The organism is Bradyrhizobium sp. MI1.7 (assembly GCF_055811795.1).
In genome coordinates, this window is sequence record NZ_JBVVPO010000025.1 from 15,766 (window position 1) to 36,208 (window position 20,443).

17 protein-coding genes are annotated in these 20,443 nt (G+C 64.6%); 8 read left to right on the forward strand and 9 right to left on the reverse strand.

Annotation, left to right across the window (positions count from 1 at the left end; genetic code table 11):
- Positions 1-150: 150 nt before the first annotated feature.
- A complete protein-coding gene (locus AC0L3X_RS22545; RefSeq protein WP_354131688.1) occupies positions 151-2,181 on the reverse strand; it encodes an AsmA family protein in 2,031 nt (676 codons plus the stop codon).
- Positions 2,182-2,428: 247 nt separating this feature from the next.
- Here AC0L3X_RS22545 and AC0L3X_RS22550 point away from each other — a divergent pair, with 247 nt between their 5' ends.
- Positions 2,429-3,103, forward strand: coding sequence for a Crp/Fnr family transcriptional regulator (locus AC0L3X_RS22550; RefSeq protein ID WP_063980493.1), 675 nt, complete (start codon positions 2,429-2,431; stop codon positions 3,101-3,103).
- Between the two features lie 141 nt (positions 3,104-3,244).
- Here the strand turns inward: AC0L3X_RS22550 and AC0L3X_RS22555 are convergent, their stop codons facing one another.
- The 4 genes from AC0L3X_RS22555 to AC0L3X_RS22570 all read right to left on the reverse strand — a co-directional run bounded on the left by AC0L3X_RS22555 (position 3,245) and on the right by AC0L3X_RS22570 (position 9,827).
- Positions 3,245-6,379: an efflux RND transporter permease subunit gene (locus AC0L3X_RS22555; RefSeq protein WP_063980494.1), complete on the reverse strand. Its 3,135-nt coding sequence runs from the start codon at positions 6,377-6,379 to the stop codon at positions 3,245-3,247.
- A complete protein-coding gene (locus tag AC0L3X_RS22560; RefSeq protein WP_071908567.1) occupies positions 6,379-7,308 on the reverse strand; it encodes an efflux RND transporter periplasmic adaptor subunit in 930 nt (309 codons plus the stop codon). The genes AC0L3X_RS22555 and AC0L3X_RS22560 overlap by 1 nt, the downstream gene beginning before the upstream one ends.
- Positions 7,309-7,485: 177 nt before the next feature.
- The gene (locus AC0L3X_RS22565; protein WP_473316763.1) at positions 7,486-8,157 is read right to left on the reverse strand and encodes an OmpA family protein; all 672 of its coding nucleotides are present in this window, start codon (positions 8,155-8,157) and stop codon (positions 7,486-7,488) included.
- 146 nt (positions 8,158-8,303) lie between these two features.
- Positions 8,304-9,827 carry a caspase family protein gene (locus tag AC0L3X_RS22570; protein ID WP_354113739.1) on the reverse strand — a complete coding sequence of 508 codons (1,524 nt, stop codon included), beginning with the start codon at positions 9,825-9,827 and terminating at the stop codon, positions 8,304-8,306.
- Positions 9,828-10,194: 367 nt separating this feature from the next.
- On the opposite strand from AC0L3X_RS22570, the gene AC0L3X_RS22575 reads away from it, so the two are divergent.
- Entirely contained in the window at positions 10,195-11,001 is an 807-nt protein-coding gene (locus AC0L3X_RS22575; protein ID WP_063980498.1) for an N-acyl homoserine lactonase family protein, read from the forward strand.
- Between the two features lie 19 nt (positions 11,002-11,020).
- Here the strand turns inward: AC0L3X_RS22575 and AC0L3X_RS22580 are convergent, their stop codons facing one another.
- Together AC0L3X_RS22580 and AC0L3X_RS22585 are read right to left on the reverse strand one after the other, a co-directional pair.
- A complete protein-coding gene (locus tag AC0L3X_RS22580; protein ID WP_354131687.1) occupies positions 11,021-11,785 on the reverse strand; it encodes a class I SAM-dependent methyltransferase in 765 nt (254 codons plus the stop codon).
- 45 nt (positions 11,786-11,830) lie between these two features.
- A complete protein-coding gene (locus AC0L3X_RS22585) occupies positions 11,831-12,373 on the reverse strand; it encodes a MarR family winged helix-turn-helix transcriptional regulator (protein WP_354131686.1) in 543 nt (180 codons plus the stop codon).
- A 110-nt stretch (positions 12,374-12,483) separates the two neighbouring features.
- On the opposite strand from AC0L3X_RS22585, the gene AC0L3X_RS22590 reads away from it, so the two are divergent.
- From AC0L3X_RS22590 to fahA, 5 genes are all read left to right on the forward strand, one after another.
- Complete coding sequence (locus tag AC0L3X_RS22590; protein WP_354131685.1) at positions 12,484-14,091, forward strand: FAD-dependent oxidoreductase; 1,608 nt, start codon at positions 12,484-12,486, stop codon at positions 14,089-14,091.
- 8 nt (positions 14,092-14,099) lie between these two features.
- Complete coding sequence (locus tag AC0L3X_RS22595) at positions 14,100-14,324, forward strand: DUF2783 domain-containing protein (RefSeq protein ID WP_014490505.1); 225 nt, start codon at positions 14,100-14,102, stop codon at positions 14,322-14,324.
- 23 nt (positions 14,325-14,347) lie between these two features.
- The gene (locus AC0L3X_RS22600) at positions 14,348-15,304 is read left to right on the forward strand and encodes an MBL fold metallo-hydrolase (RefSeq protein WP_085403648.1); all 957 of its coding nucleotides are present in this window, start codon (positions 14,348-14,350) and stop codon (positions 15,302-15,304) included.
- 2 nt (positions 15,305-15,306) lie between these two features.
- Positions 15,307-16,653: a homogentisate 1,2-dioxygenase gene (hmgA, locus tag AC0L3X_RS22605; protein ID WP_354131684.1), complete on the forward strand. Its 1,347-nt coding sequence runs from the start codon at positions 15,307-15,309 to the stop codon at positions 16,651-16,653.
- Positions 16,654-16,870: 217 nt separating this feature from the next.
- Positions 16,871-18,142 carry a fumarylacetoacetase gene (fahA, locus tag AC0L3X_RS22610; RefSeq protein WP_473316765.1) on the forward strand — a complete coding sequence of 424 codons (1,272 nt, stop codon included), beginning with the start codon at positions 16,871-16,873 and terminating at the stop codon, positions 18,140-18,142.
- Between the two features lie 130 nt (positions 18,143-18,272).
- Here the strand turns inward: fahA and AC0L3X_RS22615 are convergent, their stop codons facing one another.
- The gene (locus AC0L3X_RS22615; RefSeq protein WP_028149287.1) at positions 18,273-18,584 is read right to left on the reverse strand and encodes a DUF1272 domain-containing protein; all 312 of its coding nucleotides are present in this window, start codon (positions 18,582-18,584) and stop codon (positions 18,273-18,275) included.
- A 73-nt stretch (positions 18,585-18,657) separates the two neighbouring features.
- Entirely contained in the window at positions 18,658-19,137 is a 480-nt protein-coding gene (locus AC0L3X_RS22620) for an Lrp/AsnC family transcriptional regulator (RefSeq protein ID WP_038959069.1), read from the reverse strand.
- 119 nt (positions 19,138-19,256) lie between these two features.
- Between AC0L3X_RS22620 and hppD the strand changes: the two genes are divergently transcribed.
- Positions 19,257-20,375, forward strand: a complete 1,119-nt coding sequence (gene hppD / locus AC0L3X_RS22625) for a 4-hydroxyphenylpyruvate dioxygenase (RefSeq protein ID WP_354131682.1) — start codon at positions 19,257-19,259, stop codon at positions 20,373-20,375.
- The last annotated feature ends 68 nt before the right edge of the window (positions 20,376-20,443 follow it).

The following is a 20,443-nucleotide window of genomic DNA, read 5'->3' on the forward strand; positions in this document are numbered from 1 at the left end:
CAGTCGACCGGCCAGCGTGGTTACCCGCTGTCGACGCCGGGCTAGGCCGAAAGGGTCGTGAATTGTCGCGGCCTCATCCCTTCGGATGAAGCGGCGGACGGGGAGGCCGATGTAGGGATTGGCGTGGAGTCCAGTGCGTTGGTCGGCCAATCATCGATTAAAGAGCTGTCGCAGCACGTCGTTCATCGGCTGGCTGTCCTGCTGCACCACCGCCGGGTCGTCCTGGGTCGGGGGCGCTGGAGAGGCCTGCGGAGTGGGGGTGGACGGCGTTGCCGGCAGGCCGCGGCTGCGGCCGGTGCCGGTGCTGGTCCCCGCGCCGCTGGAGAGCCCCTGCTGGATCAAATTGCCGATCGCCTCGCCCAGCGGACCGCCGAGCGGGTTGTTCTGTCCCGGCTGCTGGGTTTGCGGATTGGCGTTGCCGCCGCCCGGCGCGGCGGTGCCGCCCAAGCCGAGGCTGCCCAGGATATTGCCGAGCCCGGCGCCGTCAGGGCCGAACAGGCCCTTGCCCATCTCGCGCAGCTTGGCATAGGCGGCATCCGGATTGTCCAGCATGCCGGCCATGTCTGGGTAGATCCGCGGCTGCGACCAGCTGCCCTGGATCATCACGGGAATGCCGAAGCCGACCGGCTCCGACGTGCGGCCTTGGCCTTCGGTCGTCATCACGAGCTTCGGCTCGACGCGAAAACCCATCATCTTGGTGTCGAGCGCGATGGTGCCGGCGCCGGTCACGCGCACCAGCGGTCCGATCAGATTGAGATCGGTCGTCACCGCCTGACCCTTGTCGATGCGGAAGGACGCCGAGAGCTGCGACAGATCCGTGCTCTGGGCCTCACTGTCCTGCCAGCCGGACAGCGTGCCCGATGTCAGCGAGCGGACCATCTGCGCGATATTGATGCCGCGGATGGCGCCGTCCTGGAAATTGACGAAGGCCGTGCCCTGCATGTTCGCCATCAGCGCGCGCTGGCTGGTGCCGGCGCTGCGCAGCGCGAGCTTGGCCTGCAGCTTGCCGTCGATCCGGTCGAACTCGGCAAGGCCCTGGAGCAGCGGCAATGCGCGCACGCCGACGAGATCGGAATGCATGGCAAAGCTCGGCGCACCGCTTGTGGCATCCAGGATCACCTCGCCCGAGACCTGGCCGTCATAGGCGCCGAGATTGGCGGTGCCGGCCTTCAGCACGCCGCCGGCGAGCTTCGCATCGAGCGCCAGCGGCGCGAGGCGCGTATCGCCGATCACGGCCTCGTTCGCGGAGATTCTGATCTGTGCGTCGACATAATTGAGCCCGGACACGTCGATCGGTGCATTGCTCCAGGGCTGTCCCGACGTGCCCTCCGGCGATTTCGCCACCGGAATCGCGAGCCGCTGGAAGTCGAGATCGACCTTGACCAGGGGCTTGCTCGCAATATCGACCGAGGCCCAGCCGTTGAAGGCGCCGTCGCCGAGCCTGCCGTTCACGCCGTTGATCATCACGACATCGCCGCTCAGCCGCATCTCGGCATGACCGGTGAGCTGGGATTTCAGCACATCGGGCATGTCGATGGCGAAATCCACCGGAATGGTCGGCCGGTCGGCCGGCGGCGCCGGCGTCGACGCCTTGATGTCGAACTTGGTCGGGTGATCGCCAACCCGCGCGGTGCCGGCGATGTCGACCTTGCGGTCGCGGCCAACGACGGCGTCGGCGTTGATGGCGCTGATGCGGCCCTCGACACGGTCGCGCACGCGCGCGAACGCGACTTCACCGTCGATGATCTTGACGCGGTCGATGGTCGCACCACCGGTGTCGAGCGCCAGCGGCTTCGACGCGGTGCCGGCATTCGGCAGTCGCTCACGCAGCAGCGGCTGGTGGAGCACGGGATGGGTGACGACGAGTTCGCTGATCTTCGGGCTGCCCGACCATACGCTCGAGAGCGACATGTCGGCCTGCACGCTGTCGACCGTCAGGCGCGTGATGCCGCTGCGGTCCTTCGGGTCCTGAAGCGTGAGATCGTTGAGCGTGACGTTCAGCGTCGGCCACAGGCTGATCTTCGTGGTGCCGTCGATGGACAGGCGATAACCGGTCGCGCTCTCGACCCGCGAGGCAATCGTCGTGGTCAGGAATCCCGAGGGAATCCCGATCACGAGGAGAAGCCCGATCACGATGATGACGGCGGCTATCGCCGCGCCGGCGAATTTCACTGCTCTCATGTCGACTTTCCAACGACGGACAATCGGCGGCGAATCCCGCAGATGACCGTCCTATGCATCCGTCCTTTGCGCCTGAGTTTATCCCCGGACGGGAAGCGGCTCCAAGCACGTAAAAATAGTCAGGGGGTGCTGCAAAGTTATGTGACTTATGACACACTTCCCCGGCGCGGTATTACGCGATCCTGATTTGATGGTTCCAAGCGATTTGCCAGGGAAACTGGCTAAGGAAATTCACAAGGACATTGAAATGAGCAAGCAGGCCGAATTTGCGGTCATCCTGAAGATGAACGCGATGTTCGCCGATCTCGGCGCAGACGAGCTCCAGCGGCTGTCGAATCTCTGCCACACCCAGCATCTGGGGAATGGCGAGGTGCTGTTCCAGAAGGGCGATGCGGGGGACGCGCTGTTCGGCGTGCGCCGGGGCCAGGTCCGTATAGAGACCGGCGTCTCCGACGGCAGCCGTCTGACCCTGAACTTCATGGGGTCGGGCGACCTGTTCGGCGAGGTCGCGGTGCTGGACGGCCAGAGCCGGACTGCGGATGCGACCGCAGGCGAAGCCAGTGAATTGTTCGTGCTGCGGCGCGAAGATTTTCTCAGCTTCCTCGAACGCGAGCCGAAGGTCGCAATCAAAATCATCGCGCTGCTGTGCCAGCGCATCCGCTGGCAGAGCGAGCGCATGGAAGAATCCATGCTGCAACCGCTGCCGGTGCGGCTGGCGCGGCGGCTCTGCGCGCTCGCCGCCGATTTCGGCTCGGAGGTCCACATCTCGCAGGAGCAGCTCGGCATCTTCGTCGGCGCGGCCCGCGAGAGCGTCAACCGCCAGCTTCAGGCGTGGCGCAAGGAGGCGATCCTCGATCTCCAGCGCGGCCGCATCCTGCTGCGGAACATGACCAAGCTGACGGCCATCGCGCGGAACGAGTAGGGGATCGGCTAAACCGCTTCGTCGTTCGGACGGCGCGACCGGTGCGCTTGAACGCTTCGTAGCGGAGACGATCTCCTGCGACGTCGGGTTCGCTGACGCCGCTCGCTGAACCAGCTTGAGCTGTCGACGTCCGTATCACGGCTACTCCGCCGCGGGGTGTACCATGCCCTTTTTATCCGGCGCCGTGCCGTGATGATCGGCGGTGTCGGCATCCTCGCTGTGCACGATCAGGCGCTTTGCGAATCGCCAGATCAGGGCGCCGAGATCGTCCATCACCATGAACATCGCGGGCACGAACACCAGCGACAGGATGGTCGAGAAGATCAGGCCGCCGATCACCGCGAGCGCCATCGGCGAGCGGAACTCGCCGCCGGCGCCGACCGCGAGCGCGCTCGGCGTCATGCCCGCGGCCATCGCGATCGTGGTCATCACGATCGGGCGCGCGCGCTTCATGCCGGCGTCGATCATCGCTTCCTCGCGCGGCTTGCCGGCGCGGATCGCCTCGATGGCGAATTCCACCAGCATGATCGCGTTCTTGGTGACGATACCCATCAGCATCAGGATGCCGATCCAGACCGGCGTGGTGAGCTGCTTACCGGTGATGAGCAGTGCGGCGATGGCGCCGCCGATCGAGAGCGGCAGCGAGAACAGGATGGTGATCGGCTGCAGGAAGGTGCCGAACAGCAGCACCAGCACGGCGTAGACCATCATCAGGCCCGCGGTGATTGCAGTGGCGAAGCCGTCGGACAGCTCGTTCAGGCTTTCGGCGTCGCCGGAGGGCGAGACCTTCACGCCCTTCGGCCGGCTCTTCATCACCGGCAGGTCGTAGATCTTCTTGGTCGCGTCGCCGAGCGCGGCGGAGCCGACGAGGTCGGCGGCGACGGTTGCCTGCCGCTCACGATCGTAGCGGTTGATGCTGGTCGGACCCTGGTCGAGCTTGACGTCGGCGATGACCGAGAGCGGCACGCCGCCCTTCTCGCCGCGCTCGCCGAGCGGCACGCGCAGCTGTTCGAGCGTCCTCAGATTACCGCGCGCGGCGTCCTCGAGCTGAACGCGGATCGGCACCAGGCGGTCGCCGACGTCGAACTTGGCGAGCGCGGGCCCGACATCGCCGATGGTGGCGACGCGGATGGTCTGCGACAGGCTTTCCGTGGAGACGCCGAGGCGCGCGGCGAGATCTGCGCGCGGCTCGATGCGCAGCTCGGGCCGCTCGAGCGTGGTTTCCGAGATCACGTTGGAGATCGTCGGAATCCGCTTCATCTGCGTCGCGAGCTCGCTGGCGACGTTGTTGACGATGTTGGCGTCGACGCCGGTCACGACCAGCGAGATGGCGCGCAGGCCGTTCTCGTCGAGGAACCAGAAGCGGATGTCGGGAACGTTCTCCAGCTCCTGGCTGATCGAGAATTCGAGCTCGCGCTGGGTGATGTCGCGGCTGTCCTTGGGCGTGTAGTTGATGATCAGAGAGGCGCGCCGGACTTCCTGGGTGCCCGGCGGGACGCGCCCGCCATCGACGAAGATGCTCTTCACCTCCGGCCGCTTGCGCAGGCGTGCGACGATGTCCTCGGTGACCTTCTCGGTGTAGGCAAGCTGGGTGCCCGGCGGCAGCTCGAGCGCCAGCAGCGAGCGCGCGCTGTCCTGCGCCGGCAGGAAGCCCTGCGGCAGCAGCGTGATGCTCCAGATTGAGGCGGCGAACACCCCGAAGCCGATCAGCACGGTGATGAAATGGTGCTTCACCGACCAGGCCACGATCCTGTGATAGGCCCGCAGCACGCGGCCGGGCGGCGGCTCTTCGTGCGCATGGTGCTTGAGGAAGTAGGCGGCCAGCACCGGCGTGACGAAGCGCGCCGCGAGCAGCGAGAAGAACACTTGCACCGAGACGGTGATGCCGAACTGCTTGAAGAACTGTCCGGCGATGCCCGACATGAAGCTCGCTGGCGCGAAGATCGCAATGATCGTCAGCGAGATCGCGATCACCGCGAGGCCGATTTCGTCGGCGGCCTCGAGCGCGGCACGGTAGGGCGATTTGCCCATGTTCATGTGCCGGACGATGTTCTCGATCTCGACGATGGCGTCGTCGACGAGAATACCTGTCGACAGCGTGATGGCGAGGAAGCTGACGAGGTTCAGCGAGAAGCCGAGAAGGTCCATCGCCCAGAACGCCGGGAAGATCGACAGCGGGAGCGAGATCGCGGCAATGATGGTGGCGCGCAAGTCCCGCAGGAACAGGAGCACGATGATGACGGCAAGGATGGCGCCTTCGAACAGGGTCGAGATCGCCGCGTGGTAATTGCCGTTGGTATATTCGACCGAGGTGTCGATCACCTTCAGGTCGACGTCGGGATAGGCGGCCTTCAGCGCGTCGATGCGCTTCTGCACGGCCTCGGCCACTTTCACATCGCTGGCGCCCTTGGATCGCTTGATGCCGAGCGCGACCACCGGCTCGCCGTTGAAGCGGGCGAAGGTGCGGCGGTCGGCGATGGTGTCGGTGACGGTGCCGAGATCGTCGAGCCGGACCTCACCGCCGCCGAACAGCGGGATCATGGTGCCGGCGAGATCGCCCAGTGTCTTCGCGCCCGCAAGCGTGCGGATCGCCTGGTCGTTCTTGCCGATCTCGGCGCGGCCGCCGGCGACGTCGACATTGGTGCCGCGCAGGCTTTGGCTGACATTGACCGCGGTCAGCCCCATCGCCTGCATCCGGTCCGGATCGAGCGAGACCAGGATCTCGCGCTCGACACCGCCGATGCGCTCGACCTGGGCGACGCCGCGCACGCCCTGCAGCGCGCGCTTGACCACGTCGTCAACGAAATAGGAGAGCTGCTCCGGCGTCTTGCCGGGCGAGATCGCGGCATAGGTGACGATCGGCAGGCCGATGACGTCGACGCGCTGGATCAGCGGCTCGGTGACGTTCTGCGGCAGGTTCGATCGTACCCGCGTCACCGCGTCCTTGACGTCGTTGAGCGCGCGGTCGGTGTTGGTTTCCAGCGCGAACTGGATGGTGGTCACTGACACGCCGTCGGTGATCGAGGAGGTGATGTGCCTGACACCCTCGACGCCGGAGACGGCGTCTTCAACCGTCTTGGTGACCTGGGATTCGAGTTCTGCGGGTGCGGCGCCGAACTGCGACACCACGACCGAGATCACGGGAATGTCGGCCGAAGGCAGCCGCGTCACGGCGAGCTTGGTGAAGGACACCCAGCCGAGGACCAGGAGGATGATCGAGAAGACGACCGACGGCAGCGGATTGCGGATCGACCAAGCCGAGATATTGAGAGCCATCAGCGTACCCGCGTGCGATCGAGTTCATCGGCGAACATGGTCTTGATCTGGTCGCCGTCATGGAGCGAAGACCCGGCGTCGGCCACGACGATTTCGCCGACCTCGAGGCCTTCCAGGATTTCCGTCGCGCTGTCGGACGACAGCCCGACCCGTACCTTGCGCGTCTCGACAATATTGTTTTTGACGACCTGAATGGTGAGATGGTCGATCGCGGTCTTGGGGATCGAGACGCCGCAGCTTCGCTTGGCGTCGATCGAGGCGCGGGCAAACACGCCGACCTTGAGCGATGGATTGTTGGTGACGCTGATGCGGACGCGGCCGAGCTGCGTGGTGCGGTCGATTTCGGGCGCGACCAGCCGGACCCGGCCGATCAAGTCGGGCGCGTCATCGCGGCTGATGCGCACGGTCGCGCCGGGATTGAGCTTGGGCATGTGCACCGCCGGGACCTGGGCGTCGAGCTCGATCTCGTTGTTGACGGCGATGCGGAACATCGGGCCGGCCTGCGGCGAGGCGGGCGCGCCGACGATGGTGCGCACTTCGGTGACGAGGCCTGGCGCGGGCGCCTTCAGCGAGATCGGGCCTTGCGGGCCGGGTCTTTGCGGCTGGCCGGGGATCTGCGGCGGCGCCGTCAGGCGCGCCAGCTCCTGATTGTCGGTGACCATGGCGCCTTCGGTGACAAAGAGGTCGGTGACCCTGGAGCCTTCCTGGTCGGCGACGACCACGGCCTCGCGGCGCGGCACGAAGAAGCCGGTCACCCGCACGAGGTCGGAGAAGCAGGCGTTGGTCGACTTCGTCACGATGACGAGCGCCTCGCTCGGCGTTTCCTTCGCCTCGGGGCGATGCCGATGCTCGAACAGATAATAGCCGACGCCGAGCGCAACGACGAACACCACGGTTCCGGCAGGCTTGAGATATTCGGAGGCGTTCATCGCCGGATTGTCCTGGCCTGGCTCACGGCCATCCGCACGAGGCCTGCTGAGAGCGTTTCCCTGAAATAAAGCGGCGTCCCACAAGGCTGCGGGACGCGCTTTTGAAGCAAGACTTTACACCACATCACGACTTGGCACTTCAAAGGATTTGGCACTTCAAAGGATTACGTCGTGCTCTCACTTCGATGCGGTGGTCTTGTTTTCCATGTTGACGACCTGGACGCGACGATTGACCTCCGCCATCGGCTGGGCCGGGTCCTTCAGCTTGCTCTTGCCGTAGCCGACGGTGACGAGATCGGTCGCGGAGATGCTGTACTTGTCGACGAGGTAGCGCTTGATCGAATCCGCGCGGCGCTCCGACAGGTCCTGATTATAGCCCTCGCCGCCGGCGGCGTCGGTGTGGCCGGCCACCACGAAGGTCGAGCCCTTCAGGTCGGGGCTGGTCAGCGCGCGACCGAGCGCCTGTACCGAGGCGAGCGACTTGGCGCTGATATTGGCCGAGTTGTAGTCGAACGTGATTTCAAGATCGATGTTCGGCTTGTCCTTGGCCACTGAGGCGATTTCTTCGCGCTCGGTCGACGAAAGTGAGCGCGTCGAGCGGCCGCGCACGGACTGGATCAGCTTGGTTTCCGTCGCACTGGGTGCGGGATCGGCCTGCGGGGCGATCGAGAGGCCGCGGGTCAACGGCTTCTTCGGCGGCGGCGCCAGTGCGCGGACGATCTCGTCCTCGGTGACGTTCTTGCTGTAGCCGTCGTCGCCCGCGAATGCGAGCGGGGTCGTCAGCGACAGAGCGACGCCGACCGTGATGATGGACAGCATCGCGCTAAATCCCTTTGCAGCCAATCTCATTGCCAGTCCCTCCTGCGCAGCTGACCGCGCGGTTCCAAAATTCCTGCAATGGCCCCCCCGGGAAAGGCCGCCTGCGGCATCCGTCCGTTAGTCTTCCCTGAGCCGCCGAGGGTTCGAGGCGTCTGCCGCCTCAACTCAAAAAAATACTAGCGTACTCCGTAGCTTGCGAACTCCTGAACAATGTTCGGGTCCATCGCCTTGGCATTGGCGATGTCGAGCGCGCCTTCCTGCGCCGAGCCGTTGCGCTGCTTGGCAATCCCGCGGCCAAAGAGCGAGGAGGTCAGGCGCGGGTTGATCTTCAGGGCTGCGTCGAAATCGGCGATGGCGTTCTTGACCGCTCCCGATTTCAGATTGACGAGCCCCCGGCTGTCCAGCGCATCGACGAAATTCGGCCGCAGCCGCAGCGCCTCGTTGCAATCCTTCAGCGCGCCCTGGAGGTCGCCGACCACGGTGCGGGTCCAGCAGCGGTTGTTCAGCGCCTCGACGTCCTTCGCGTTGATCCGAAGCGTCTCGTCGAAATCCTTGATGGCCAAATTGTAGGCGCCCTTGCTGGCATAGACCTGACCGCGCCGGTACAGCGCATTCACGTCATCAGGATTGGCGGCGATCTTGGCCGTCAGGCCCTTGATGGTCGGATCCTCCGCCAGCGCGGCCGCGCTCGGCCCGCTATCCATGCTCGGTGCGGGGGTGGTCTCGGCTGGTTTCACCGGCGGTGGCGCCGGCGGCAAGGCGGCCTCGACCTGCGGTTTCGGTGAGGGCGCCGGCGCCGGTGCAGGAGCAGGTGCTGGAGCAGGTGCCGCTGCCGTGTCCGCCGGCTTCGGCGGCGGAGGCGGTGCGGGCGGAGCCGGCGGCGGATTGTTGGCGACGACCGGCGGCGGCGATGGCGGCGGTGCCGTCATCGACGGGCGCGATCCGCCGGCGCCTGGAATGAACGAAAAATCCTCGGCGAGGGAAGAGGAGATCCACGGCACCTGTTCGCCGCGCGAGGCGCGGGTGACGCCCATCTTGGTGCGGTTCAGCGTCTCCTCGGCCATCAGGTCGGGGACGCGGATCTCCTTCAGGAGCTCCTGGACGAACAGGCTGTGATCGCCGCCCGCGTCCGAGACCACCGAGGCCAGTGCCGCCGAGTACATCACCAGCGTGCCGTTCGGCGCGATGACCGGCGTCAGGCCGGCCGAGAAGCTGCGGAACCGGCGCTCGAAGGGATTGCGCCTGGAGGCGTCGACCAGCGCGATCTTGACGCCCGCGCCACGGGTATTGAGCTCGCCGAGCACGGTCTCCAGGCTGAAACCGTCGCGGCGGACGTCGGATTCGGTCCAGATCTGCGCGTCGATCGGCAGCATGTAGCTCTGGCGCGCCGACTGGATGCCGAAACCGCTGAAGAAGATCAGCGCCACCGAGCCCGGCTTGATCTTGCCATAGAGCTTGTCGAACGCGCGGCGCATGCCGTCGCCGGTCAGGTTCTCGCCGATTTCAACGGAAAAGCCGTCGCGCTTGAGCTCGTCGGCGACGTCGCGCGCGTCGTTGAGCGGTTCCTTCAGCGGGGCGTCCGCGTCTGGATATTTGGCGTTGCCAATGACCAACGCATAACGGTCGCCGGCGGCCAGGGATGGCGCAACCGGGACGAGCGAAACGAGCAAGGGCAGAAGAAAAAGGAAGCGAATTTTCATAATCAGCGCGGTCCAGCCAAAAAGGCGCCGTTACCAGCTTGCGCCGCGGCGACCTTAACTTACGCAATGTGCATTATCAAACCGCGGAAGGGGGGCGTCAACCGCTTGGAGATTCGGCATTATCGCGACAATTGACCGCGATGCATGGGCGCGCCGGGAGGGGAATAAACGGACTGTCACGGTTGTGCTCGGCGCCATCTGGTTCGACTCTGCGGCAGGATGCTGGAGCGGCCGCGACAAAGAAGATGTGAGGGGTCTCACATAGCAGGCTGGACGCTGTCGCAGCCCTCCGGTGTTTGACCTTTGCTGCGGACAATGGCTTGGTGCGCTCGATCGTCCCCGAAGGTCCAACTCAGAAAAGAAAACCATGGGAAACGCCTACGAAATCTACGCCCTGCGTTATGCGACGATGTCGCCACGCACCCCCAACATGAACTTCCTTCAGCCCGACCCGCATGACAGCGCGGCGCAGGATCTCGACTATTTCGTCTGGCTGATCCGAGGGCAGGGCCGCGAGATCCTGGTGGACACCGGTTTCAACGCCGAGGAGGCGAGCGCGCGGGCGCGCAAGCTGACGCTCAATCCGGTCGATGCGCTGGAGCGCTTTGGCGTCGCGGCGTCGAGCGTTCGCGACATTATCGTGACGCATCTGCATTACGACCACGCCGGCAATCTCGATCGCTTCTCGAACGCGCGCTTCCATCTCCAGGAGCGCGAGATGGCTTACGCGACGGGACGCTGCATGTGCAACGGACTGCTGCGACATCCGTTCTCGGTCGAGCACGTCACGCAGATGGTGCGCCATGTCTATGGCGAGCGCGTCAATTTCTATTCCGGCGACGGCGAGATCGCGCCCGGCGTCACCGTGCACCGTGTCGGCGGCCATTCCGACGGCTTGCAGGTGGTCAAGGTCGAGACCGCGCGCGGGCCGGTGGTGCTGGCGTCCGATGCCGCGCATTACTACGCCAATCTGCAGCGCAAGAGCCCGTTCCCCATCGTCTACAATATCGGTGACATGGCGCAGGGCTGGGAGACGATCGAACGCCTCGCCGGACATCCTGACAGGTTCATTCCCGGCCATGATCCGATCGTGACGGAGATCTATCCGCGTGCCAGCGACAAGGTCGATGCCTGGGCGCTGCATTTGCCGCCGTCGCGGTCGTTTGCGAAATGACGGAATCCGGGGCGTGGCGTCAGCGAGTGCCGGCAGGATCCGCACAAGCAACGATATCGCGGGGAGATTTTCGAGCCGCTGCCTCCGGCGGAGAGAATACCGCCAGGTATCCTCCGTCCCCTGCGAGCTTATATGTGGCGACCTCGCGATAGCCGACGGCGGTCAATTCGCAGCGCAAGAGCTCAATTGGCGTGCCATGCTTCGACGTCGGAAGCTCAAGATCGACAATTCCGACCCGCGCATCCTGCTTTAGAGCGGCCGCGAGATTGTAGAGGAAGGCATAGGGTTGGGCTATCTCGTGATACATGTGCACGAGGATTGCAGCATCCAGCGAGGAAGCGGGAAGACGCGGGTCGTGTGGTTCGCCGAGGGCGAATTGCACATTCGTCAACTTCAGACGTTCTGTTCGCCTGGCGAGCTCGATGAGGTAATCCCGCGTGACGTCCTGGGCAACGACAGAGCCGGCGGGGCCGACGAGGTGCGAGAGCCTGACCGTGTGGTAGCCGCTGCCTGCTCCAATGTCGCCCACTGTCATACCTGGTTTCAGTTCAAGAGCACGCGCGATTTGACCGGCCTCATTGAGGGCGTCTCGGCGCTCTTCGGCGGCGCGGCGCGGGCTGACGATCCGTGCAACAGGGCGCTGTGGTGAGGGGAACTCGTTTGCAGCGACTCCGGGGGAAGCCAGATAACCTATGTCAGCGGCGTATGCGCGAGTTGCGGCAAACGCCGCAAGTAGCGCCGTTATAAAAGCCAGTGCCGTCACGGACCTGCCAAGCTTTCTCAATCGGCCTCCCAAAAGCCGACGTCTGCACCTCTATGAGTACGCGCCCTAATACGCCTCTTTCGCGTCCGCCTCTTCGCTGGTCTGGATCAGGTCGAGGCTCTGTTCGATCTTGCCGAGCAGGGCCGAGAGCTGCTTGCGCTCCTGCGCGGAGAGGCAGGCGAGGATCTCGTCTTCCCGCCGCAGCAATTGCGGGAACAGCTCTTCGTACAGCGCGCGACCCTTCTTCGTCAGTTGCAGGCGGAATTCGCGGCGGTCGGCTTCGTTCTCGACCCGCTCGATCAGCCCCTGGTGCAGCAGCGCGGTCACGGCGCGGCTGATGGTGGATTTGTGCGTGCGGGTGCATTGCGAGATGTACTGCGCGCTACAGGCATCGTTACGGAAGCCGAGCGTGGCGATCACGCGCCAGGCCGGAATGTCGAGGCCGTGACGCTCCTGATATTCGACCGCAAGCGCGGAACTCACTTCCGCTGCAAGCCGGTTGAGGCGGAACGGCACGAATTTGAACAAATCGAGCCGCGCATTCGGCCGCAATGAAGCCTCGTCGGCCTCACGTGCCTTCAGCGCCGCATCGCTGGATGTCCTCGCCAAGGCTTGCGCTCCGAATTCCAGTTGACGGCCGGCCGGCTCCGGTCCAAAATAGTTGCACGTGAGACTATCTAGCAGATCAGTCCTCTCTTGACCAGAGCCGAGGTTAGCGAATGGCGCAGGCCAATACGCAGCAGGCCAAAGCCCAGTTCGGCTATCGCCGCCACCCCGACCAGGACCGTCCCGGCCAGAGTGCGGCCGAGCATCCCGTGGTGGTCGTCGGCGCGGGGCCGGTGGGGCTGTCGCTCGCGATCGACCTTGCCCAGCGCGGCCAGCGCGTCGTCCTTCTGGATGATGCCGACCGGATCGGCGAAGGCTCGCGCGCGATCTGCTTCTCGAAACGCTCGCTGGAATATTGGGACCGGCTCGGCGTCGGCGACCGCATGGTCGAGAAGGGCGTGGTGTGGAGCGTCGGCCGCATCTTCCATGGCGAGTCGCAGCTTTACCAGTTCAACCTGTTGCCCGAGGACGGTCACAAGCGGCCGGCCTTCATCAATCTCCAGCAATATTACGCCGAGGCCTATCTGGTCGATCGCATCAGCGATCTCTCTGAGATCGATCTGCGCTGGCGCAACAAGGTGACGGCGCTTGAACAGCGCAACGATTCCGTCGCGCTGACGATCGAGACCCCGGAGGGCGCCTATCGCCTGCACGCGCAATATGTCGTCGCCTGCGACGGCGCGCGCTCGTCGCTGCGGCAGATGGTCGGCGCCGAGTTCGCGGGACAGGTGTTCGAGGATCAGTTTTTGATCGCCGACGTCAAGATGACCGCGGAGTTCCCGACCGAGCGCTGGTTCTGGTTCGATCCGCCGTTTCATGCCGGGCGCTCTGCGCTGCTGCACCGGCAGCCCGACGATGTCTGGCGCATCGACCTCCAGCTCAATCGCTATGCCGATCCCGTCGTCGAGAAGAAGCCGGAGAACGTGCGGCCGCGGATCGCGCGCATGCTCGGTCACGACAAGTTCGAGTTCGAGTGGATCTCGCTCTACAAATTCCAGTGCCGGAGGATGGATCGCTTCCTCCACGGCCGGGTGATTTTTGCGGGCGATTCCGCGCATCAGGTCTCGCCCTTCGGTGCGCGCGGTGCCAATTCCGGGCTAGAGGACGCGGAGAATCTGTCCTGGAAGCTCGACCGCGTGCTGCGTGGCACCTCGCCCGCGGGCCTGCTCGAGAGCTACCATGTCGAGCGGAGTCTCGCGGCCGACGAGAACATCCGCGAATCGACCCGCTCGACCGATTTCATGGCGCCGAACTCGCATCAGGAAGCGCGGCTGCGCAAGGCGGTGCTGTCGCTGGCCAAGGAGACCGAGTTCGGCAAGCGCATGGTCAATGGCGGGCGGCTCTCGGTGCCGTGCAGCTACGACTCGCCGCTGTCATCGCCCGATGCGGAGGCGTGGCGCGGCGGACCGTTGCCCGGCGCTTCCATGCTCGACGCGCCCGTTGGCGAGCAGGCCTATCTGACGGACGCATTTCGCCGGGGTGGAACTGACTTCACCTTGCTGTCGTTCAGCAATGGCGCGGCGCCCGATGGCGTCAAGGATATCCGCATCGGTGGCGAGGGCGGGCTTGCCGATCCCTCGGGCCTTGTCGCAAAGCGCTATGACGCCGCGCCTGATACAGCCTATCTGCTCAGGCCCGACGGCTACGTTGCGGCCCGCTTCCGCCATCCGACGCGTGCGGCGATCGCGGCCGCGTTGTCGCGGGCCCAAGGCTTGAATTGAGGATTCGCATGCCGCTTTCAACCAGCTCCAACTTCGCGCGGCCCGACGATGCCTTTCGCGCCATCGTCGAGGCGCACCGCGGCTTCACCGACGAGCAGAGCGCCGATTTCGACGCGGCACTGGTCCTGATCCTCGCCAACCATATCGGCGACATCGACGTGTTGCGGGAAGCGATCGTGCTCGCGAAGCGGCGCATGACCGACGGCCAGCAGCAACAACAGCAACAACAATAACCCAAAGACCTGAGGACGAATTGATGGCGAAGAACTTCGCATCCACCGGCGATCTCTCCGAAAAGAAGATCACCTTCTCCGAGATCGGCACCGATCTCTATGCCTTCACCGCGGAGGGCGATCCGAACACCGCGATCATCGTCGGTGACGACGGCTGCCTGGTGTTCGACGCGCAGTCGACGCCGGCGATGGCCAACAAGGTGATCGAGCGCGTCCGCACCGTCACCGACAAGCCGATCAAATATGTCGTGCTGTCGCACTACCACGCCGTGCGCGTGCTGGGCGCCTCCGCCTACAAGGCGCAGGGCATCGTGGCCTCGCAGGAAACCTATCGTCTGATCGAGGAGCGCGGCCAGCAGGATTGGGATTCCGAATATGGCCGCTTCCCGCGGCTGTTCCAGGATGCCGCGAGCATTCCCGGCCTGACCTGGCCGACGCTGACCTTCGAAGGCGAGATGTCGATCTATCTGGGCAAGCGCGAGGTGCGGCTGATGCAGTTAGGGGCCGGCCACACCTCCGGCGACATCGTCGCGTGGGTGCCGGATGCCGAAGTGATGTTCTCCGGCGACCTCATCGAATATCACTCGGCCTGCTATTGCGGTGACGCGCATTTGCGCGAATGGCCGCTGACGCTGAACGAGATCCGCAACTTCAATCCCAAGGCGATCGCGCCGGGCCGCGGCGATGCGCTGAAGGGCACGGCCACGGTGCGCGAAGCGATCGCGATGACGCGCGACTTCGTCACCTCGCTCTATGGCGCGGCCGAGGTCTCCGTCGCCAAAGGGCGCACGCTGAAGGAATCGATGGCGGCGACGCGCGAAGTGATGGACCCGAAGTTCCACAGCTTCGCCATCTACGAGCACTGCCTGCCGTTCAACGTGTCGCGCGCCTATGACGAGGCGTCGGGGATCGACGACCCCGTGATCTGGACCGACAAGCGCGACCAGGAAATGTGGGCCGCCCTGCAAGGAGGAGGATAGTCATGAACGTCAACACCTCGCCTGATCAGATCATCCGCAGTTCGGCGCAGGTCACGCCGGGCTACATGTCCGGCTTCGGCAACAGCTTCGAGACCGAGGCGCTGCCGGGCGCGCTGCCGATCGGGCGCAACTCGCCGCAACGCTGTGCCTACGGGCTCTACGCCGAGCAGCTTTCCGGCTCGCCATTCACCGCGCCGCGCGGCACCAATGAGCGCTCCTGGCTCTATCGCATCCGCCCCTCGGTGAAGCATTCCGGCCGGTTCGAGAAGGCCGATGCCGGCCTGTGGCGCTCGGCGCCCTGCCACGAAAACGATCTGCCGATCGCGCAGCTGCGCTGGGACCCGGCACCGATCCCGAAGGAGGACATGACCTTCCTTCAGGGCGTGCAGACCATGACGACCGCCGGCGACGTCAACACGCAGGCCGGCATGGCGGCGCATGTCTACCTCATCACCAAATCGATGGTGGACCAGCACTTCTACGATGCCGACGGCGAGCTCATGTTCGTGCTCCAGCAGGGCAATCTGCGCGTCGTCACCGAGTTTGGCCGTATCGACGCCGAGCCCGGCGAGATCGTGGTGATCCCGCGCGGCGTCAAATTCCGCGTCGAGATTCCGAACGGTCCCGCGCGCGGTTATCTCTGCGAAAATTACGGCGGCGCCTTTACGCTGCCGGAGCGCGGGCCGATCGGCGCCAATTGCCTCGCCAACGCGCGCGACTTCCTCACCCCGGTCGCGCATTACGAGGACAAGGACACGCCGACCGAGCTCTACGTGAAATGGGGCGGATCGCTGTTCAAGACCACGTTGCCACATTCGCCGATCGACGTCGTCGCCTGGCACGGCAATTACGCGCCCTACAAATACGATCTGCGCACCTTCTCGCCGGTCGGTGCGATCGGCTTCGATCATCCCGATCCCTCGATCTTCACGGTGCTGACCTCGCCGTCGGAGACCGCGGGCACCGCGAACATCGACTTCGTGATCTTCCCCGAACGCTGGATGGTCGCCGACAACACCTTCCGCCCGCCCTGGTATCACATGAACATCATGAGCGAGTTCATGGGCCTGATCTACGGCGTCTACGACGCCAAGCCGCAGGGTTTTGTTCCGGGCGGCATCAGCCTGCACAATTGCATGCTGCCGCACGGTCCCGACCGCGAGGCCTTCGAGCACGCCAGCAACGGCGAGCTGAAACCGGTCAAGCTGACCGGCACCATGGCCTTCATGTTCGAGACCCGCTACCCGCAGCGCGTGACAGCGCACGCCGCGACGTCGTCGACGTTGCAGGACAACTACGCGGATTGCTGGACGGGCCTGGAGAAGCGGTTCGATCCGAACAAGCGGTAGTCTTGCTTACCCTCCCCTGGAGGGGGAGGGTCGCTACGCATGCAGCGAAGCTGAATGCGTAGCGGGGTGGGGTGATGGTCTCTCCGCAAGGAACACTGCCCGTGTTGAGAGATCACCCCTCCCCGTCTCATATTTCGCTGCGCTCAATATGAGCCGACCCTCCCCCTCCAGGGGAGGGTGACAGAAGTTCAGCACCAGAATTCGTATGGCAGGAAACATGCCCCACCCCAACGACCCCAACCTCCGCTCCTTCATCGACGTCGATCCCGCCTCCGACTTCCCGATCCAGAACCTGCCCTATGGCGTGTTCTCGACCTCGGCCAATCCGACGCCGCGCGTCGGTGTCGCGATCGGTAACTACGTGTTCGATCTCTGGGCGCTCGAGCAGGATTGCCGTCTCGACGTCGGCCCGCTCGGCGTGTTCTCCGGCCCCTCGCTCAATCCGTTCATGACGCTGGGACCGAAGGTCTGGACGAAGACACGCGCGCGGATCAGCGAGCTGTTGCGCAATGATCATCCGGAGCTGCGCGACAATGAGGAGCTGCGCAACCAGGCCCTGGTGCCGATGCGCGATGCAAAATTGCATCTGCCGTTCGCAGTGTCCGGCTATACCGATTTCTATTCGTCGAAGGAGCACGCCACCAATGTCGGCGTGATGTTCCGCGGCAAGGACAACGCGCTGCAGCCGAACTGGCTGCACATGCCGATCGCCTATAATGGTCGCGCCTCGACCGTCGTGGTCTCGGGAACGAAGGTGAAGCGGCCGCGCGGGCAGTTGAAGCCGCCGAATGTCGAGCTGCCGAGCTTCGGGCCGTGCAAGCGGCTCGATTTCGAGCTGGAGATGGGCGTCGTGGTCGGCCAGCCATCGCCGATGGGCGGCATGCTTAGCGAGCAACAGGCCGAGGAGATGATCTTCGGTTTCCTGCTGCTCAACGACTGGAGCGCGCGCGACATTCAGCAATGGGAGTATGTGCCGCTCGGGCCGTTCCTGGCAAAAGCGTTCGCGACTTCGATCAGCCCGTGGGTGGTGACGCGCGAGGCGCTGGAGCCGTTCCGGCTGAAGGGACCGGAGCAGGAGCCGGTGCCGCTGGATTATCTCAAGCAGGCGAAGCCGCAGAACTATGATCTCGAACTCGGCGTCTCCCTGCGCGCGGCCGGCGCCAATGCGCCCGCCGGCATCAGCCGCACCAATTTCAAATACATGTACTGGTCCTCGGTGCAGCAGCTCATGCACCACGCCTCCAGCGGTTGCGCGATGAATGTCGGCGATCTCCTTGGGTCCGGCACCATCTCCGGCCCGGAGAAGAACCAGCGCGGCAGCCTGTTGGAGATCAGCTGGAACGGCACCGAGCCGGTGGAATTGCCCGGCGGCGCCAAGCGCTCGTTCCTGGAAGACGGTGACAGCCTCGTCATGCGCGGCTGGTGCCAGGGCAATGGCTACCGGGTCGGGTTCGGGGAGGTCGAGGGGACGATTTTGGCGGCGGAGTAGCCGCGCGTTCCAGTGTCGTAGTGTGGGCAAAGGCGCATTAGCGCCGTGCCCACCATTCTTCCGCAGTCGTGGTGGTCATGGTGAGCACGCTTCGCTTTGCCCACCCTACGGCCTCAACGGTGTTGAGAGCCTACCGCCTCTCCGGCGCCACGTCCTTGATCCGCGCGCAATGCGCGGCGACATCCTCCGGGCTGTATTTCAAATGCACCCGCTTGTCGGACGGCACGTGTTTGGTGACGCACACGCCCGGTCGCCATTCCTGCGTCGGCCTGATCGGGCGCGGCGCAAAACCGCCGCCGCAGTTCGGGCAGACGTTGGAGAGTTTCGTCTCCACGCAATCCGCACAGAATGTGCATTCATAGGAGCAGATCCGCGCATCCGTTGCATCAGGCGGCAGGTCGCGGTCGCAATATTCGCAGTTCGGTCGAAGCTGGAGGGCCATGGCTGAATCTCCGCAGATTGGCTTGATCATCGCAGACGGCGCGTGAAGCGCGAATGGCGTAGTTCCCTCGATTTCAGCCAGCCTTCAAATCCTTCAGCGGCAGCCGCGAGCTTTCCTTGAGCCTGTCGAGCACGATCGAGGAGCGCACATGCGCCACGCTCTGGTGCGGCATCAGCACGTCGTTGACGAGGTTGGAGAGACCCTTGAGATCGCGCAGCACGGCCTTGAGCACGTAATCGGCGTCGCCCGTCAGCGAATAAGCTTCCTGGATCTCGTCGATGCGGTTGACCAAGGCGCGGAAGCGTTTCGAATTGTCCGGCGAGTGGGTCGCGAGCCCCACCTGGATAAAGGCGATCACACCGAAGCCCAGCGCTTCGCTGGAGAGATCGGCGTGATAGCCCGAGATCACCTTCTCCTCCTCCAGCCGCATCCGCCGCCGCGAGCATTGCGAGGCCGAGAGACCCGCGAGATCGGCGAGCTCCTGGTTGGTGAGGCGGCCGTCGTCCTGGAGCGCGCCCAGGATCTTGAGGTCGAAGGCGTCTACGGAGATCATGCGTCATTTATCCATTTCATGCACGGATCGTGCATATGATAGCCAAAACGCGTCCCGTTTGCACGCTCATTGCACGCCCGGTGAAGGATAGTTCATGGCAGCAGCAATTGGAGAGCACCATGGGTCCGTTTCCGCACGATGCACCGCCGGCCACCGTCACCGCCGACAATCCGATGGGCACCGACGGGTTCGAGTTCGTCGAATATGCGCATCCCAATCCGGAAGAGCTGCACGCGCTGTTCAAGCTGATGGGTTATGCGCCCGTCGCCCGCCACAAGAGCAAGAAGATCACGGTCTATCGACAGGGCGACATCAACTATCTCGTCAACGAGGAGCCCGGCACCCACGGCTTCGACTTCGTCGCCGCGCACGGCCCCTGCGCGCCGTCGATGGCGTTTCGCGTGGTCGATGCGAAGGCGGCCTATGACCGTGCGATCGCGCTCGGCGCCGAGCCTGCCGATGTGTCGTCGGTGCAGAAGACGCTCGACGTGCCCGCGATCAAGGGCATCGGCGGCAGCCTGCTCTATTTCGTCGATCGCTACGGCGCCAAGGGCTCGGCTTATGATGCCGAGTTCGCGTGGCTGGGCGCACGCGATTCCAAGCCGGTCGGCGCCGGCCTGTTCTATCTCGATCACCTCACCCACAACGTCCATCGCGGCCGCATGGATGTGTGGACGGGCTTCTACCAAAAGCTGTTCAACTTCCGCCAGATCCGCTTCTTCGACATCGAGGGTCGCGCCTCCGGCCTGTTCTCGCGCGCGCTGACCAGCCCCGACGGCAAGATCCGGATTCCGATCAACGAGGACGCCGGCGAGTCCGGCCAGATCGAGGAATATCTGAATATCTATCGCGGCGAGGGCATCCAGCACATCGCCTGCGGCTGCCGCGATATCCACGCCGCCATCGAAGGCCTGCGCGAAGCCGGCCTACCCTTCATGCCGTCACCGCCCGACACCTATTTCGAGAAGATCGACGCGCGCCTGCCGAAGCACGGCGAGGACGTCGCGCGGCTCCAGACCAACAGCATCCTGATCGATGGTGAGGGCGTGGTCGATGGCGGTCAGACCAAGGTGCTGCTGCAGATCTTCTCCGCCAACGCGATCGGCCCGATCTTCTTCGAGTTCATCCAGCGCAAGGGTGACGATGGTTTTGGCGAGGGCAACTTCAAGGCCCTGTTCGAATCGATCGAGGAGGATCAGATCCGGCGCGGCGTGTTGAAGGTGGATACGGCGGCGTAGGTCGCTGCGTTCGGGCACACTGCCGTAGGGTGGGCAAAGCGCAAGCGTGCTCACCACTTTTATCAGGA

Coding starts and splice junctions, on each gene's coding strand:
- AC0L3X_RS22565 (WP_473316763.1), bottom strand. CDS start 8,157: ATGAGATTGGCTGCAAAGGGATTTAGCGCGATGCTGTCCATCATCACG.
- AC0L3X_RS22545 (WP_354131688.1), bottom strand. CDS start 2,181: ATGAGAGCAGTGAAATTCGCCGGCGCGGCGATAGCCGCCGTCATCATC.
- AC0L3X_RS22590 (WP_354131685.1), top strand. CDS start 12,484: ATGGCGCAGGCCAATACGCAGCAGGCCAAAGCCCAGTTCGGCTATCGC.
- AC0L3X_RS22570 (WP_354113739.1), bottom strand. CDS start 9,827: ATGAAAATTCGCTTCCTTTTTCTTCTGCCCTTGCTCGTTTCGCTCGTC.
- AC0L3X_RS22615 (WP_028149287.1), bottom strand. CDS start 18,584: ATGGCCCTCCAGCTTCGACCGAACTGCGAATATTGCGACCGCGACCTG.
- AC0L3X_RS22550 (WP_063980493.1), top strand. CDS start 2,429: ATGAGCAAGCAGGCCGAATTTGCGGTCATCCTGAAGATGAACGCGATG.
- AC0L3X_RS22575 (WP_063980498.1), top strand. CDS start 10,195: ATGGGAAACGCCTACGAAATCTACGCCCTGCGTTATGCGACGATGTCG.
- AC0L3X_RS22555 (WP_063980494.1), bottom strand. CDS start 6,379: ATGGCTCTCAATATCTCGGCTTGGTCGATCCGCAATCCGCTGCCGTCG.
- AC0L3X_RS22595 (WP_014490505.1), top strand. CDS start 14,100: ATGCCGCTTTCAACCAGCTCCAACTTCGCGCGGCCCGACGATGCCTTT.
- hppD (WP_354131682.1), top strand. CDS start 19,257: ATGGGTCCGTTTCCGCACGATGCACCGCCGGCCACCGTCACCGCCGAC.
- fahA (WP_473316765.1), top strand. CDS start 16,871: ATGCCCCACCCCAACGACCCCAACCTCCGCTCCTTCATCGACGTCGAT.
- AC0L3X_RS22600 (WP_085403648.1), top strand. CDS start 14,348: ATGGCGAAGAACTTCGCATCCACCGGCGATCTCTCCGAAAAGAAGATC.
- AC0L3X_RS22620 (WP_038959069.1), bottom strand. CDS start 19,137: ATGATCTCCGTAGACGCCTTCGACCTCAAGATCCTGGGCGCGCTCCAG.
- AC0L3X_RS22560 (WP_071908567.1), bottom strand. CDS start 7,308: ATGAACGCCTCCGAATATCTCAAGCCTGCCGGAACCGTGGTGTTCGTC.
- hmgA (WP_354131684.1), top strand. CDS start 15,307: ATGAACGTCAACACCTCGCCTGATCAGATCATCCGCAGTTCGGCGCAG.